The 15616-nt window shown below is 40.0% G+C and carries 22 protein-coding genes; 19 read left to right on the top strand and 3 right to left on the bottom strand.

The annotated features are described in order from the left end of the window. Positions 1–179 precede the first annotated feature (179 nt). The 11 genes from ACFIMI_RS05805 (at position 180) to ACFIMI_RS05755 (ending at position 6560) form a co-directional block, all read left to right on the top strand. The gene (locus tag ACFIMI_RS05805; protein WP_375611617.1) at positions 180–431 is read left to right on the top strand and encodes a hypothetical protein; all 252 of its coding nucleotides are present in this window, start codon (positions 180–182) and stop codon (positions 429–431) included. 242 nt (positions 432–673) lie between these two features. After that, on the top strand, positions 674–946 hold the full coding sequence (locus ACFIMI_RS05800; RefSeq protein ID WP_375692338.1) for a hypothetical protein: 273 nt from the start codon (positions 674–676) through the stop codon (positions 944–946). A gap of 225 nt (positions 947–1171) precedes the next feature. After that, positions 1172–1528: a hypothetical protein gene (locus ACFIMI_RS05795; RefSeq protein ID WP_375638447.1), complete on the top strand. Its 357-nt coding sequence runs from the start codon at positions 1172–1174 to the stop codon at positions 1526–1528. Between the two features lie 228 nt (positions 1529–1756). Beyond that, positions 1757–2122 (top strand): hypothetical protein, encoded by a 366-nt coding sequence (locus ACFIMI_RS05790; protein ID WP_375692337.1) that lies wholly within the window; start codon positions 1757–1759, stop codon positions 2120–2122. Between the two features lie 230 nt (positions 2123–2352). Next, positions 2353–2718, top strand: coding sequence for a hypothetical protein (locus ACFIMI_RS05785; RefSeq protein WP_375627744.1), 366 nt, complete (start codon positions 2353–2355; stop codon positions 2716–2718). 13 nt (positions 2719–2731) lie between these two features. Then, positions 2732–3883: a DUF6990 domain-containing protein gene (locus ACFIMI_RS05780; RefSeq protein WP_375692336.1), complete on the top strand. Its 1152-nt coding sequence runs from the start codon at positions 2732–2734 to the stop codon at positions 3881–3883. 88 nt (positions 3884–3971) lie between these two features. Further along, positions 3972–4346 carry a hypothetical protein gene (locus ACFIMI_RS05775; RefSeq protein ID WP_375689765.1) on the top strand — a complete coding sequence of 125 codons (375 nt, stop codon included), beginning with the start codon at positions 3972–3974 and terminating at the stop codon, positions 4344–4346. A gap of 178 nt (positions 4347–4524) precedes the next feature. Beyond that, positions 4525–4920 (top strand): hypothetical protein, encoded by a 396-nt coding sequence (locus tag ACFIMI_RS05770; protein WP_375692335.1) that lies wholly within the window; start codon positions 4525–4527, stop codon positions 4918–4920. 15 nt (positions 4921–4935) lie between these two features. Continuing rightward, the gene (locus ACFIMI_RS05765) at positions 4936–5112 is read left to right on the top strand and encodes a hypothetical protein (RefSeq protein WP_273790878.1); all 177 of its coding nucleotides are present in this window, start codon (positions 4936–4938) and stop codon (positions 5110–5112) included. 551 nt (positions 5113–5663) lie between these two features. Continuing rightward, a complete protein-coding gene (locus ACFIMI_RS05760; RefSeq protein ID WP_375692334.1) occupies positions 5664–5813 on the top strand; it encodes a hypothetical protein in 150 nt (49 codons plus the stop codon). Positions 5814–6404: 591 nt separating this feature from the next. Further along, on the top strand, positions 6405–6560 hold the full coding sequence (locus tag ACFIMI_RS05755) for a hypothetical protein (protein WP_375692333.1): 156 nt from the start codon (positions 6405–6407) through the stop codon (positions 6558–6560). Between the two features lie 377 nt (positions 6561–6937). On the opposite strand, the gene ACFIMI_RS05750 is transcribed toward ACFIMI_RS05755, so the two are convergent. Together ACFIMI_RS05750 and ACFIMI_RS05745 are read right to left on the bottom strand one after the other, a co-directional pair. Next, the gene (locus ACFIMI_RS05750) at positions 6938–7453 is read right to left on the bottom strand and encodes a short-chain dehydrogenase (RefSeq protein WP_375675270.1); all 516 of its coding nucleotides are present in this window, start codon (positions 7451–7453) and stop codon (positions 6938–6940) included. Positions 7454–7471: 18 nt separating this feature from the next. Then, positions 7472–8035, bottom strand: a complete 564-nt coding sequence (locus ACFIMI_RS05745) for an NADPH-dependent FMN reductase (RefSeq protein ID WP_375621749.1) — start codon at positions 8033–8035, stop codon at positions 7472–7474. Between the two features lie 598 nt (positions 8036–8633). On the opposite strand from ACFIMI_RS05745, the gene ACFIMI_RS05740 reads away from it, so the two are divergent. From ACFIMI_RS05740 to ACFIMI_RS05705, 8 genes are all read left to right on the top strand, one after another. Then, positions 8634–8771: a hypothetical protein gene (locus ACFIMI_RS05740; RefSeq protein ID WP_375692332.1), complete on the top strand. Its 138-nt coding sequence runs from the start codon at positions 8634–8636 to the stop codon at positions 8769–8771. A 10-nt stretch (positions 8772–8781) separates the two neighbouring features. Beyond that, entirely contained in the window at positions 8782–9102 is a 321-nt protein-coding gene (locus ACFIMI_RS05735) for a hypothetical protein (RefSeq protein ID WP_375692331.1), read from the top strand. A 148-nt stretch (positions 9103–9250) separates the two neighbouring features. Continuing rightward, positions 9251–9784: a hypothetical protein gene (locus tag ACFIMI_RS05730; RefSeq protein WP_375611628.1), complete on the top strand. Its 534-nt coding sequence runs from the start codon at positions 9251–9253 to the stop codon at positions 9782–9784. Positions 9785–10078: 294 nt separating this feature from the next. Continuing rightward, positions 10079–10615, top strand: coding sequence for a hypothetical protein (locus ACFIMI_RS05725; protein WP_375692330.1), 537 nt, complete (start codon positions 10079–10081; stop codon positions 10613–10615). Positions 10616–10914: 299 nt separating this feature from the next. Next, positions 10915–11493 carry a hypothetical protein gene (locus tag ACFIMI_RS05720; protein WP_375686074.1) on the top strand — a complete coding sequence of 193 codons (579 nt, stop codon included), beginning with the start codon at positions 10915–10917 and terminating at the stop codon, positions 11491–11493. Positions 11494–11629: 136 nt separating this feature from the next. After that, complete coding sequence (locus ACFIMI_RS05715; protein ID WP_375621755.1) at positions 11630–11836, top strand: hypothetical protein; 207 nt, start codon at positions 11630–11632, stop codon at positions 11834–11836. Between the two features lie 351 nt (positions 11837–12187). Further along, the gene (locus ACFIMI_RS05710; protein ID WP_375692329.1) at positions 12188–12562 is read left to right on the top strand and encodes a hypothetical protein; all 375 of its coding nucleotides are present in this window, start codon (positions 12188–12190) and stop codon (positions 12560–12562) included. 12 nt (positions 12563–12574) lie between these two features. Beyond that, positions 12575–13738, top strand: coding sequence for a DUF6990 domain-containing protein (locus ACFIMI_RS05705; RefSeq protein ID WP_375692328.1), 1164 nt, complete (start codon positions 12575–12577; stop codon positions 13736–13738). A 937-nt stretch (positions 13739–14675) separates the two neighbouring features. Here ACFIMI_RS05705 and ACFIMI_RS05700 read toward each other — a convergent pair. Next, positions 14676–14999 carry a hypothetical protein gene (locus ACFIMI_RS05700; protein WP_375613621.1) on the bottom strand — a complete coding sequence of 108 codons (324 nt, stop codon included), beginning with the start codon at positions 14997–14999 and terminating at the stop codon, positions 14676–14678. Positions 15000–15616: the final 617 nt, after the last annotated feature.

Below are 15616 nucleotides of genomic sequence, written 5' to 3'. Positions count from 1 at the left end.
TTTTATCAAGCATAAAAATGTGTTTTACCAAGCGATATTGAGAGCGAAAAATCTATACTTAAAGCAAAAGATATTCTGGTGTTTGGGGAAAAAAAGCCCATTTTCTTGCAGGTGGAGAGGCAAGACGCATAGAGAAGGTGAGCCAAAAGCACACGTTTTGCTCCATAGAAAGTGTAACAGTGCTTTTAAAGAGCTTGGGGTGGAGGGGGAAAATTGAAAGAAAAGAGGGACATCTATTTATTTACGAGACCGTTATTTATTTACGAGACCGTGAAGGACAGTTTCTCTCTCTGGATGAAAAAGGTTTTGTGCAATTTGGTTATGGAATTGTGAGAGGCGCTGGTATTCATGCGGCGGCTTGCCAAATGATTAATCCTTATCATTTTAGGGCTTTATCATTTTGGGGGGCCAGATTGACAACGAGGCATTGAGGCAAAGGGGTGGATTTTAAGGCAAAGGGATTGAAATTTCTTGAGGAAGAGGTAAGCGTAAGGCATTTATGCTGTGTACTTGAGGAAGTTTTCGATGAGGCAATGAATGAGGTTGATCTGGGACTGAGGTTGATCTTGTCTGCGTGCTTGGCTTTCAATAGAACACCCTTCCTTGGGAAAAGGAAATTGTACTATCTCTCAAGTGGCTTCTTCTTTACTTGCACACCCTTGGGGCTTTGGTATTGAGGGCTGATATTAACATTTGGCAGCTTTCTCATAAAAGCTTTATGGAAGATGAAAGTTTGGGTTTTGAAAAAAAATATCGAAAAAATCAATTTGGGCCGGTTTTGTTGATGATTCAAATCGTCATAAAGACAAAGCAACTTCGTTACGATTTTCTTGCACTCGTTTGCTTCTTCTTTGGAAAGCAGCTTATCTTCCTGAAAATAAAAAGAGCATTTAGAATTTTAGAGTCAGAGACCCAAATTTGTGCAATAGAAGAAGATATTTTATGAAAATTTGATCGAGGAGAAAAGAGAAGCCTTAAGACAATAGGGGGTACACTGTGAGTGATGAAAACATGATGTTTGAAGGTGATGAAAAAAAGGCACCCCTGATATTGTCTTTATAAAAAATGAGGGATACAAGCGCTTGATATTGATGAACCCTCATTCATTGTGAGGACGAAAGCTTCGGTTCATGAAAATGGCTTAAAAATTGAGACAAATGAGGGGTAAAAAATGAGGGGCAATGGAAAAAATGCATCATTGGATGAAGAGTTACGGTCTTTTTCGCTGGAAGAAGCGTTTCTGACACGCAAAAATTATAAAGTCATCTTTTGTATTGCTTTCATTGTGTCAGCTTTTATAATGGCATTCTTTATGTTTTTTAAGTGGGATTTGACAGGGTGGTGGAATTATATCCTGTTCATTTTAACATTAATATTGGTTTTTATATCAGCGCTTCTTTTTGTACTCATTCCTGTTGCCTTTGTGGTCGGTATCATCTTTACGCGTTTGTTGAAAAAAAAGATCGATAAGTTGGATCAAGAAATCTGGCAGAGAAGAAAAACGGCTTACCAACAAAACAGCGTGTGAAGGGAGGGCAGAAAATGAATACTGGTCTTTATATATTCTCATGCGTTGTAGGAGAGACCTTCTCTTCGTGCGATGTTTGAAGGTGATGAAAAAATGCACCCTTGATATTGTCTTTATAAAAGATGAGGGATACAAGCGTTTGATATTGATGAACTCTCATTCATTGTGAGGACGAAAGCTTCGGTTCATGAAAATGGCTTAGAAATTGAAACAAATGAGGGATAAAAAATGAGGGGCAATGGAAAAAATTCACTATTGGATAAAGAACCACGGTCTTTTTCGCTGGAAGAAGCGTTTTTGACAAGCAAAAATTATAAAGTCATTTTTTTCATTGCTTTCATTGTGGCAGCTTTAAGAACGGCTCTTCTCTTCTTACTCATGTGGCTTGAGTGGAAGTTGGCGGGGTGGGAAGGGGATGTTATAACAGTTCTCTTTTGCATCGTGCAGGTTATATTAGATTTAATTTTTGTACTCATTCCTGTTGCCTTTGTGGTCCGTATCATCTTTACGCGTTTGTTGAAAAAAAAGATCGATATGTTGGATCAAGAAATCTGGCAGCGAAGAAAAACCGCTTCTCAACAAAACAGCGCGTGAAGGGCGGGCAGAAAATGAATACTGGTCTTTATATATTCTCATGCGTTGTAGGAGAGACCTTCTATTCGTGCGATGTTTGAAGGTGATGGAAAAAAATGCACCCTTGATATTGTCTTTATAAAAGATGAGGGATACAAGCGCTTGATATTGATGAACCCTCATTCATTGTGAGGACGAAAGCTTCGGTTCATGAAAATGGCTTGAAAATTGAAACAAATGAGGGATAAAAAATGAGGGGCAATGGAAAAAATTCACCATTGGATAAAGAACCACGGACTTTTGCGCTTGAAGAAGCGTTTCTGACACGCAAAAATTATAAAGTCATCTTTTGTATTGCTTTCATTGTGGCAGCTTTAAGAATGGCTCTTCGCTTCGTACCCATGTTGCTTGGGTGGAAGTTGGCGGAGTGGGAAGGGGATGTCGTGGCAGCTCTCTCGTTAATTATGGAGCTTATATCATGGTTTATTTTTTTGTTCATCCCTGTTGCCTTTGTGGTTCGTATCATTTTCACGGTTCTGTTGAAAGAAAAGATCGATATGTTGGAGCAAGCAATCTGGAAGCGGAGAAAAACCGCTTCTCAACAAAACAGCGCATGAAGGGGCGGAGAAAATGATAGATATTAAAATGATGGATATTATTGTTGTACTCTCGTGGGGTGTGGGCTTGACGCTTTTCACGCTGCTTTCTGCCGTGGTCATGATGTTTATTTGGGCATTGTATTACTCTACTTTCAAGCGGGTGAGGCTGTATTGCCAAGTGACAAAAGAATTAAGCCGCGTGCTTGAACAACCTGTCGTTTTTGAGCCGTCTAGTGGGGAAATGCCGATGATTAAGCCGTTATCTGAGGAAAAAGAGTTTTCTCTTTCTGATGAGGAAATCTTAACGATGGAAAGTGCAACGGCGCTTTTAAAGAGTTTGGGGTGGAAGGTGGAAATTGAAGGAAAAGGAGATCATTTGGCCACCTATTATTTACCAGATCGTGAAGTGCAGTTTCTTTATAATGCTGAGAAGGGGTATCCGCGATTTGATTGTGCAATTGCGGTGGTTTCTGGTATCCATGCGGCGGCTTGCCAAACGATAGACCCTTATAATTCTGGAGGCTTGATTGCTCTTGAATTGAGTTTTGATGTGAAGGGGTTGGAAATTTTTGAAGAAAAGGTAAGCGTTGGATGTTTACGTCGTGCACTCGAGAAAGCTTTAGATGAGGCAATGACTGAGGTTGATCTTGGCAAGATGCTTCACTCTCAATATAGAATCCTGCCTTGGGAAAACAAAACGGTGGTCCCTCGGTTGGCTTCTTATTCCCTGCGTTATCTTGCGGCTCTGGCTTTGATGGGCGATGTTGAAACCTTACACTCTTATCACAAAAGCTTTATAGAAGGTGAGAAGCTGGGCTTTGAGGCAAGCATTGAAGAAGAGCATCTGGAACGCGCAATGGTGATCGCTCAGGCGGTAGAAAAGACAAAGCAACCCAGTTACGATTTGCTTCAACAGGCGGCAAAGGATTTTTCCATGGAGGTAGAAAGCTATGAATATTTTAGAGCTACAGATCCCAATTTGTGCAATAGAAGAAGAGATTCTTATGAAAAATTGATCGAGGAAAAAAGACAAGAATTAAGGCAACAGGGATATTTTGTTTATGAAAAGGACGCGATTTGTGAGGTTGATGGAAAAAACTATCGTCCTCATATTCTTTACATAAAGGATGGGGAGTTAGAATATATGGATGTAGAAATTAGGATTGATGAAAAAATTTATTGAGAAAAATAAAGAGTTTAGATAATTTAAAAAGAGCTTAAACCTAAAAATAATGCGTAAAAAGCGCGAAGCGTAAAAGCAGAGGGGAACAATGCAGGAGAAAAAAGCAACATTTGAAGAGTCTTTCTTTTCATTTAGAAAATTTATGGTGTCTTCAGTGGAAATGCGTAAAGGGGTGGGACGGTGTAAAATAATAGGGCACCGCTTTTTTATCATGTTTTGTACATGCCTTATCATGATGGCTTTAGAAGTTCCTGCGGGTGCAAAGTCTCTGGTACAGCCGTTGCAATGGACAAGATGGGAAGGAATTGGTTCTCTTATTTTTCTCTTACCAGTGTTGATATGGTTTTGTCTTCTCACACCCCTTTCTATTTTGTGGGGGATTTGTCGTTTTAAAGAGCGTAAATTGGAAAAAATAAAGAAAAAACTAAAAGAAAAAATAAAGCAGCAAGAGATTAATCAATGAGGTTATACGCATGAGGAGTGAGATCGCGGTTTTTATTTTTTTTCTGCCGATTGGATGTTTTTTTCTAAATGCAGTTACAGTTTTTGCCATTTTTGTGAATATGATTATTGTGGCGCCTTATTATTCTTTAATCAAGCGTTTGAGGCTCTATTACAGAGTGAAAAAACAAAGAGGTTTGATGAAAGAACAGCCGCAGCATTTTTGTTTCTTTGAAAAAAGCGGAAAAGAAAAAGAGAGAGTGCCGCAAAACTTAACACTAGAAACACAGATAAGTTTCTATTCGTTAAAAAAATGGCTCGCTTTTTCACGCAAAGATTATATCCTCCACGCATGCCTTTCTTTCATCATTATGTTTTTCAAAGCTTATGTCTATGTGATTTTCTTTAAAGAGATAGATGAGATCAGATTTGAATATTTTGTCATTCTCTTGCTTTTCTGGTTTTTTTTATCGGTATGTATTTTTGCAACGATCCCTGTTGTTGTGATCCTTCGTGAAATTTTAACCCATCGATTGAAAAAGAAGATTCAGCAGTTGGAAGAAGTGACTGAAGCAACCCAATCAATCAATTTATAAAGGGAAGGGGATAAAATGCATTACGAAATGGCGGCAGCTTGGACGGTGATTTTGATCATTCTGCTGGGGGGTGTTTTTGATTTTTTCTTAACAATACCCATTGTGGCACTGTATATTTCTTTTATCAAGCGTTTGATCTCGTATTACAAGGTTACCAAACAATTAAACGCAGCGCTGAAAAAGCGCATGTAGTGCTCGTGTCATGGGGGAGGCGTAAGTTTTAGATCATGCCATTGCTTCACGGCTTGGGGAGAGGGCATCGATTGTTTTTCTTATTTTACGCTGATCTCTGGGGGAAAAGGGCTGTTGGCAATGAATAGGCTGATGATAGGTTTGTAATAGGCTTGTATAGGCTTTAATGGGGCGGTTTATCGGCAGTTTTGTTGTTTTCTGTGAATTTGCAAAATCGTAAAAGCGTGAAACTGTAAAAAGGCGTGTGGTTGCTCAAGAGCCGTGATGGTTGTGGGGAGGATATGGGGAGAAAAGGTGCCAATGGAGAGGCGTAAAGGTTGGATTGTGAAATGTGTCAAAATTGGAATGTGGGCGTTTTATGAAAAGGGAAGTGTGTGTGGAATGGTGTTGAAAAGATAAGGAAAATAAAGCGCGCGTGTGGCACTGTATATTTCTTTATCAAGCGTTTGATCTCGTATCACAAGGTTACCAAACAATTAAACGCAACGCTGAAAAAGCGCATGTAGTGTTCGTGTCATGGGGGCATAAGTTTTAGATCATGCCATTGCTTCATGACTTGGGAGCAGGGCATCGATTGTTTTTCTCATTTTACGCTGATCTTTGGGGGAAAAGGGCTGTTGGCAATGAATAGGCTGATGATAGGCTTTAATGGGGCGGTTTATCGGAAGTTTGTTGTTTTCTGTGAATTTGCAAAATCGTAAAAACGTGAAACTGTAAAAGGGCGTGTGGTTGTTCAAGGGCTGTGACGGTTGTGGGGAGGATATGGGGTAAAGAGGGTGCCAATGGAGGCGTAAAGGTTGGATTGTGCAATGCGTCAAAATTGGAATGTGGGAATGGGGGATTGGGGGAATGGAGGGCGTTGGGGGAAAAGGGCTGTTGGCAATGAATAGGCTGATGATAGGTTTGTAATAGGCTGGTGATAGGCTTGTATAGGCTTTAATGGGGCGGTTTATCGGAAGTTTTGTTGTTTTCTGTGAATTTGCAAAATCGTAAAAACGTGAAACTGCAAAAAGGCGTGTGGTTGCTCAAGAGCCGTGAGGGTTGTGGGGAGGATATGGGGTAAAGAGGGTGCCAATGGAGGCGTAAAGGTTGGATTGTGCAATGCGTCAAAATTGGAATGTGGGAATGGGGGATTGGGGGAATGGAGGGCGTTGGGGGAAAAGGGCTGTTGGCAATGAATAGGCTGATGATAGGTTTGTAATAGGCTGGTGATAGGCTTTAATGGGGCGGTTTATCGGAAGTTTGCTTGTTTTCTGTGAATTTGCAAAATCGTAAAAACGTGAAACTGTAAAATGGTGTGTGATTGGTCAAGGGCCGTGACGGTTGTGGGGCGGTTGGGGAGAAGAGGTGCCAATGGAGGCGTAAAGGTTGGATTGTGCAATGCGTCAAAATTGGAATGGGGTAATGGAGGAATGGGGGAATGGAGGGCGTTGGGGGAAAAGGGTTGATGGCAATGAATAGGCTGATGATAGGTTTGTAATAGGCTGGTGACAGGCTTGTAATAGGCTTTAATGGGGCGGTTTATCGGCAGTTTGCTTGTTTTCTGTGAATTTGCAAAATCGTAAAAACGTGGAACTGTAAAAAGGTGTGTGGTTGGTCAAGAGCCGTGATGGTTGTGAGAGGGGGATAAGCCCGTGTGAGAAGGGTTAGAAAAACGTTTGGTTTTGAAGCTGTTGATATAGGCATGCTGTTTAGAGGCGTAAGGGAGGGGGATTGTTCGTTCTCAAAGCCTATGATGTAAGAGAGTATGAGTTATTTAAGAGGGTGTTCGGGTATGGATAGAGATTGAAGGGGCACTGCTTCTTTGCAAAGCCATAGGTGTTGCTCATAAGTTTTGTTTATTCATATGGTTTTTTATGGCATCCAGTACCTGTTGGCTTATCTCCTTATGGGTCAGCCATCGTAAACCTTTGGGCGTTGTTTTTTGTCCTAATTGAATGGGGATAAAATCAACCTTGTTTTTGTGCGCGCACTCGAGGATCATTTGATCATGCGTGTTGGAACCAAAAATATGAAGAATACATGGCGGTTTAGGCAAAAGAGCCAACTGCTCAATTAATGCGCAAGAAAATGCATAGGCGGGCGAATGAATCCATAATATGCAATATTTTAGATCATGCCATTGCTTCACAGCTTCTAAAAATTGCGCCTTTGATGCCGCACAATCATAATCCAACGACACGCACAACTGTTTGTTGTGCAATGCCTCAAGCTGGACTTTATGGGAAAGAAAGCGTGCAGCAATAATCACTTCTTGCGGCTTTAGTGATTGATACAAAGGGGCAAGCATCCCTGTGCCCCCTACCACTAAATAACGATAGTGCGCATCCTTTTTTTTCATGCCCCCTCCCTTATTGCTTTAAATCCCACCTCTTTGCTTTAAAAATGTGTACATTTCATCAGCAAGTCTTTCACAACGGGTTTGTACCTCTTCACTTATAACTTTCCAAGTACGACCTTCATCGTCTGAGGAAAAATCTTCGTTGGAAGAGGCGATTTGACATTGGAGTGTATAACCATAAAGCGTGTGCACCACCGGCACTAAATGTTCACACGGTTGTGCGCATTTTTTGGCCGTACTCCCATGAGAGATAAGTCCAACAGGTTTATTTAAAAAGGCATTATAGCTCAAATTATCAAGAGCATTTTTTAAAACACCCGAATAAGATCCTTGATAAACAGGGCTTGCTAGAATAACGCCATCAGCCGCGGCAATGGTTTTGACAAACTCACGGACCGCAGCACTTGGATTAGCCTCTACCTGCTGATGATAATCTGGATCTGTCATCGGCAAGGGCTGTTCACGCAAATCAACCCAATGAAGTGATGCACCCCGCTTTATGAGGCAATCCGCTAAATAATTGGCTAAAGTTCTTGTTAAGGAAGGTTGACGCACAGACCCCAAAATAATTGCTATATTCAACAGGATTCTCCTTTATCTTTTCCCCACAAGCCTATAACGCAAGGCTTATAAAGAAGTGTGAGTAAAATGGCGCGTATCATTATGCTGTTTATAAAGAGCAATTGTGATGATATCGCATGATCATAGAATCAGTTCATGCTAACAAGATTGTTAACAAAACAACACCTCAAACTTGCAAGGGAATGTTAGTGCTTTCATTAATATTAAAATGCTTGATCTCAAGAATTGCGGCTGTCTCTCTGTCTTAGAAGCGCTTTTATGAATATATTCTAAGCTATTGGCTTGCAAGAACTCTAATGAAAAATGGAATGTATCGTCATATTTTGAATGTTCATTGATCCTTTTTAATTGGAATAAGAAAGTTGTAAGATTTTCTCATTTCAAATGCTCTTATTGCGCGATCAATTTGCGCATCAATGGAAGTTCCTTTTTTCATGTCTTAAGTGGGTGGAAAACAATAGAGAAAAGAATAAAAATGCTTCTGTCTTTTCAAGGGATAAAGGCTATCGTAGAAGCTAGATAGGGCTGTTTGTAGGGGGCAGCGGTATGGCTGTTTGTAGGGGCAGTGGGGTATGGCTGTTTGTAGGGGCAGAGCGGTATGGCTGTTTGTAGGGGCAGTGGGGTATGGCTGTTTGTAGGGGGCAAGCGGTATGGCTGTTGTAGGGGCAGCGGTATGGCTGTTTTAGGGGGCAGTGGTATGGCTGTTTGTAGGGGCAGAGCGGTATGGCTGTTGTAGGGGCAGCGGTATGGCTGTTTGTAGGGTGCGGGCGGGTATGGTTGTTGTCGGGAGCCTTAGGGTAATGGTGGGGGTGTCCGTGTTGAGGAACGAGTTATGGCATGGCTTGTCGCAAGGGGAGGGTAAGGCTATTGTAGAGGCTGCAGGGGGCGTATATGAATGGTGCTGGATTACATTTTTTATTGAAACAATAGGGGTGATAGAGTTTATAGTAAGGGGATATATTCATGGGAGCGCTATTGTTATCCCTTTCATGGGGGATGTTCATGAAATGGGGGTGATGCGCGTTGGTTTGGAAGTGTTGAGAGATTTCTTTAAAACAAGCACGTGAATTGGCAAAAATATTGGCAACATGAATATGCAATACGAGTATTCTCTGAGGTATTCTGTTTGACCATAATGGATGCAATTGTGCTTGAGAGATTATGCGTGTCCTTATAAAAGTTAGGGACAAACAGTTGCATAAAAGGGAAGAGCAAATGAAGGGGGAAAATTCCACATTTTATAACAAACGGTGCTCTCTTTTTTTTGGAAAATCATTTCGTTCTTATAAAGATCATATGATTATTTGTCTTATTTCTATCCTTGTTGGGATAGGTTATAAAGCTCTTTTGATTCCATTAGAAGCCAAGTGGCCGTTGAGTGTATCACAGGATAGCACTCTTTTGGCGCTCTTTGTGCTGCGTGAAGTCATCATGGTTGTTGTTGTTGCCTTGATGCCTGTTTTATTGGTGCTTTATCTCATCTTAATGTATTTGTTGAAAAAAAAGATTCAGCAGTTAGAAGAGGCTATCCAGCAACGGGGTCACACAATCGATCAACAAAATAATCCAGTAAAAAACAATAGAGAAAAAATAATCTGTTTTTTTATCGTATACTTTTGGTTGATATTTCTGCTAAACGTCTTTTTTCCTGCGGGTGTTGTCATGCTCATTTTAGAATTTTATTATTTTGTTTTCAAGCGCGTGAGAACCTATCGTAAAGTGAGACGGGCATTAAAACGCGTAAGATAAAGAGAGTGACAAGGCGCTTTTGTAGCTATCGTGAGGGGTAAGAGGCAATGTTTGGAAGCTCTCGTGACACAAGAAAGAGGGGATGGTTGGAAAATCATCAGGCAAAGGGGATAAAGAAGCCTATCAGGTTTGTAATGAGGAAGATGCTCTTAATCATTGGGAAGAGCAACCACGCTTTTAGAAAATTGGGGTTTTTTGTTGAAAACAAGGGAAGCGCCATGCATCGCACTTTTCGTGGTTCTTAAAAGAGCGGGCATGAGATAAAAAATGCGTTTTTCATAAAAAGGAAGAGCAATGAAGGGGAAAAATTCAGCATTTTATAATGGACTGCGCCATTTTTTCGAGAAAGATTATTTTTCTGTGCAAGAGTATGTTGTCATTTGTTTCCTCTCGCTCATTATTGAGTTGTGCAACAGGATTTTCTTTCTTCCATCCTTAGGTAGCCAAGAGAACTTGACAGGGTGGCAGGATACACCTCTTTTTCTCTCTCTGTGTGCGTTTTGGCAAGTTATTATAGTGTGTGTTTGGGTCTTGTTTCCAGTTATGTTGATACTCTTCATAACATTGTGGCTTTTGTTGAGAAAAAATACTCAAAAATTGAAAGAAATAAACCAGCAACGGGGTAAAATAACCGATCAAAAGGATCGATATAAAGAAAGTGTGAACTGGAAAATGGACGATATTCTTGTCATGATATTTGTTTTCGTGCTTGTGTTCGTGACACTGTGGTTTGCTGCTATTCCCATGGGGATTTTACAACTTTATTATGGTGTCTTTAAGCAGGTGAGAAAGTATCGTAGAATGAGACGGCTACTAAAACGCGTAAGATAAAGAGAGTGACAAGGCGCTTTTGTAGCTATCGTGAGGGGTAAGAGGCAATGTTTAGAAGCTCTCGTGACACAAGAAGAGGGGAGGATGAATGGTTGGAAAATCATCAGACAAAGAAGAGAGCCTATTTTCTTTTGTAATGAGGAAGATGCTCTTAATCATTGGGAAGAGCAACCGCGCTTTTAGAAAGTTGGGGGGTTTTATTAAAAATAAGGAAAGCGCCATGCATCGCACTTTTCGTGGTTCTTAAAAGAGCGGGCATGAGATAAAAAAATGCATTTTTCATAAAAAAAGGAAGAGCAATGAAGGGGAAAAATTCAGCATTTTATTCAGCATTTTATAATGAACTACGCTATTTTTCTGGGAAAGATTATTTTTCTGTGCGAGAGTGTGTTGTCATTTGGTTCCTCTCGCTCATTATTGAGTTGTGCAACAGGATTTTATTTTTCCCATCCTTGGGTAGCCAAGAGAACTTGACAGGGTGGCAGGATACACCCCTTTTTCTCTCTCTGTATGCGTTTTGGCAAGTTATTACAGTGTGTGTTTGGGTCTTGTTTCCAGTTCTGTACATACTCTTCATAACATTGTGGCTTTTGTTGAGAAAAAATACTCAAAAATTGAAAGAAATAAACCTGCAACGGGGTAAAATAACCGATCAAAAGGATTGGTATAAAAAAGGCGATAGAGAAAAATGGAGTGATATTCTTGTTACAATATTCGGTCTCGTGCTTCTGTTCGTGACACTGTGGGTTGCTTGTATTCCTATGATGATTTTACAACTTTATTATGGTGTCTTTAAGCAGGTGAGAACGTATCGCTGTTTAAGAAAAGAACTGAAAAACGTCTTGCAAGAACAGGATACAGCGCTTGAGAAGTCATGAGAGGGAAAAAATAATGAAGAAATTATGAGAGATTCAGCCTTTATAGGGATTGCTCTCTATACCATTTTGCCTTTGATATGTTTTGGTGTTTTTTATGGGGTATCCGTAAAACATTGCTTTAAAGGAGCAGTGTTGGGTGGCATTGAGTGGAAGAAAAGCCGATTATGGATCAGTGTTGATTAAAGGGAATAAGAGCCCGTGGGGTTTAGAGCCTAGAGTGAGCGCTTGGGACTTACTTTATCGTTTGAGGCGTGAGGAAGGAACGGTTTTGCTCGTAGGGGCGCGCGGTATATGGGTTGTTTTCGTATTTTTAGGAGCCTTGTTCATTCAAGCTTTGAAATGAATCCTATTGAAGGTGGGGATGCAGGGTCATTTTCTTGAAAATAGGAGAATTTTTAGGAAGAAAAAGCTGAATTGTGACTATTGTTTATAGATTGGTACGGTTTGAAAATCTTCACTATTTGAGATGTGAGGAAGGTAAGAGGGTAGCAAGGTAGCAGGAATATTATTATTTTTATTATGACGCAATCCATAATGGTCTGTGTACTTTTCTTGATTTCGGTGATATTTGGGTTTTGCATCATCATAATGCGTAAATTGGAAAAAAAGATCCAGAAACGAGAAGAGGCAATCTCTGTGTGATAGCAAATAAGCTCTCTGTCGCACAGGTCTTTTCAAAGAGAGAAGGGAATACATGAAGGAGCAAAATTGGGCATCAGAGCAAGAAACGCATAAAGGAGTGCATTCTTTTTCGCTCCAGCAAGCGTTGCTTTCAGCAAAGGATTATAAAATTATCTTTGCTATTGCTGTTCTCATTATCATGTGGAAAATGGTTCTAGAAATACCAGGTGTATTGAATTGGCAGCTGACAGGGTGGCAATATGTTGTGCATGCCGTTCTCCTTAAAACAACGGACATCATAATGGTCTGTGTCATTATTTTTATTCCGGTTATGTTACGGCTTCGCACCAAAGTGACGGGTGAGTTGCAAAAAAATATTCAGAAACTAGAAGAAGCAATCTCGGTGCGAGAGCACATAAGCTCTCTGTCGCACGGGTTGTGTAAATAGTGAGGGGGGAACATGAACTTTGATCCTATAGCCGTATTTCTATTAGATCCCGGATTCTGGGTGATGATTGTTATTTGCATGATCATTATCATGCTTGTTTTAGCTCTTTATACCTCTGTCTTCAAACGGATGAAAATGAATTTCCAAGTGAAAGGCGCGCTGGAAAGAGTGCTTAAAGAAAATGATCTTGCAACGCAGCAGTTTTGGAAAGATGAAGCCGTGGTGCAGAAGAGGCGTTTGCAACTAAAGGAAAAAGAGTTCTCTGCCGATTATGATGATGATGAAATTCTCACGATAGAAAGTGCAACAGGGCTTTTAAAAAGCTTGGGATGGTCGGTGGAAATCGAGGGAAAGGGAGATTATTTGGCAACCCTCTTTTTACCAGATCGTGAAGTGCAGTTTCTTTATAACGAGCAACGAGTGGAAGAGTTTTCGCCTTTTGATCGCGGACTTTTAATTATGAGCGGTATTTTTGCGGCGGCTTGTCAGACGATTAATCCTCATAATTCTGGGGTTGTGCCAACGGTATTTATGAATTTTGTACCCAATGGATTGGAAATTTTTGAAGAAAAAGTGAGCGTCCAGCTTTTAAAGAAAGCACTCGATAAAACTTTAAAATGGACAATGGAAGATGATTCTTTGCATGAAATGTTTCGCTCTCAATATGGTATTCCCCCTTGGGAAAAAGATTCTTTATCATGGGCAACGGATGGAGACGTAGAGTTTGCACCTTATGCTTTGCTGCATCTTGCTGCTCTTGCCTTGCTGGGCGATGTTGAGACTTTAGCTTCTTATGACGAAAGTTTTACGGCAGGGGACCAGCTTGGCTTTGATGAAACCATTGAAAAAGTCCATTTGGAACGCGCGATGGTGATTGCTCAAGAAGTGAAAAGGGAAGGAAAGTTCAGTTACGATCTACTGGAACGGGTTGCTGAGAAGTGGTCTATAGCCATGGACTATCAGCTTTTTAGAGTGAGATCCCCTAATACGTGTAATCAAAAACGCGCTTTGCATAAAAAATTAGTCGAGGAGAAAAAACAAGAATTAAGGGAACAAGGGTTTGAAGGGGTGAGTGATGAACAGTTCGTGTTTGAAGCAGAGGGGGTAAAACATGCTCCTGATATTACTTATATTAAAGATGGTAAAATCGCATTTATGGATATAAAAATTGATTAGTTTATTCTCCTGTTGAAGAAAAGCACTTTTATTTAAAAGATGTGAAAGCGTCTCAATCATGGCGCTTTCACATCTTTCTTACCAGAGCAAAATAAAGGGTTCGAAAAATCAAGAATAATAGCCAAGATTTTAAAAAATAGACTGGAAATGGCTTGATCCTCAAGAATAGAGGAGAAAAATCAATTATAAATTCTACTCTCTTCTTAAAGGCGGTCTCTTTTTTGTTAGAAAATGCTCATAAATTATCGCTTATTCAAGCGGTATGAGGGAAAGGTCCATTGACTAAAGCGCTATGGGGGGAGCTCCATTGACTAAAGGCGCTATGGGGAAGCTCTATTGACTAAAGTGCTATGGGAGGGAAGCTAGGGGGTAGAGCCTTTGTCATTTGAGGTGAGAGGAAGGCAAAAAATGGCATTTTTGAGCAGTGTTAAGCTCTTTTGCCTTTGAGGTATTTTTTGTCTTTTTAAGAAGTCCTTGCCAATGAAGCAGCGCTTGTTAAGCTTCAACAGTGTTTCAGTATGGTGATATTGATATAAAAAGTTATGGTGTTTTTGTGTTTTTCAGTCTGTTTCATGGAGATCTGGAAGCCAATCCGATGACAGAGGAGATGCATGGTCATTTTCTTGAAAACAGAAGAATTTTTGGGAAGAACAAGAAGATTGCGGATCCTTATTAACGAAAGCGCTATGGGAGCGAAGCTAGGGAGTTAGAGCCCTAGGGAGTTAGAGCCTTTGTCATTTGAGATGTGAGACAAGTAAAAATGGCATTTTTGAAGGCGATGATATTTGGCCAATAAAAATAAAAACACAATAAAAACTAAACTAAAACAAAGGAAAAATTAAACTAAAAAAGGCCCCATTTTATAAAGGGCCTTTTTATTTAAATTTTACAATATATACAAAATGTATATAACCTTACTTTAAGAACTTTTTGTATCTTATATTCTAGTAGCAACAAGTTGTACGAAATATATAATAAGTGATCCTAAAAAACCAGCTATTGCATTCAATAAATTTTCTGCTTTATCGTATATATCGTTGATTGATGCTTGTTCTGATGCGCTTCTATTACTGACTCTCAGTATATTCAATGTATCCGATGTGTCCCTTACTTGTTTAACAAACTGTAAATTTGTTTTCTCAATAGTATAAGGAGCAACAATAGGAGAGGGTTGTTTATTGACTATACGATCAGATTTTTGAATCGCGAGAGCTAAACCACTTGTAATAGCCCCAGCTATGAAAAAATATCTGATATTCATAGTTTTTCTCCTATATTTATTTCGATAAATAAATATCGATACGTATCATATATAAATTCGATTTAAATAACTATAGTAAAAATACAACAATCACAAAAAAGAATAAACTTTGTCTATATTTTGACAAAATTTACTCTTAATTGCCTTAATGAATTCTTTCAGATTCGATTTTATGAAGGCGTAAAAAAGTTTGAAAGCTCTGTAGGCAAGTGGAATCCCATAAGGTGGGTGATACAATAGTTGCTAGCAAACTTCTTTTTGTGCCTTTGACCAAGGATTCATAAAAATGAGGGTTCATAAAAATGAGATGCGATGAAAATTGAGTAAAACCCTTGAAGGGAAGGATGCACTCTTTTTAAGGCGCGGAGTGCATCTTTTCCATGGATTGGATACTGCCTTATGAGGGTTTGGCAGTTTCCGTTGAGGGGAAGGATGCACTCTATTGAAGGCGGAGTGCATCCTCTTATAGATTGGATACTGCCTTTATGAGGGTTTGGCAGTCTCCGTTGAGGGGAAGGATGCACTCTTTTGAGGGCTAGGGTGCATCCTCTTATGGATTGGATACTGCCTTATGAGGGTTTGGCAGTTTCCGTTGAGGGGAAGGATGCACTCTTTTT

It is taken from the genome of Bartonella sp. AP4SXKL (assembly GCF_042195845.1).
Lineage (GTDB): Bacteria > Pseudomonadota > Alphaproteobacteria > Rhizobiales > Rhizobiaceae > Bartonella.
This window is presented reverse-complemented; position numbering and strand designations above follow the sequence as displayed.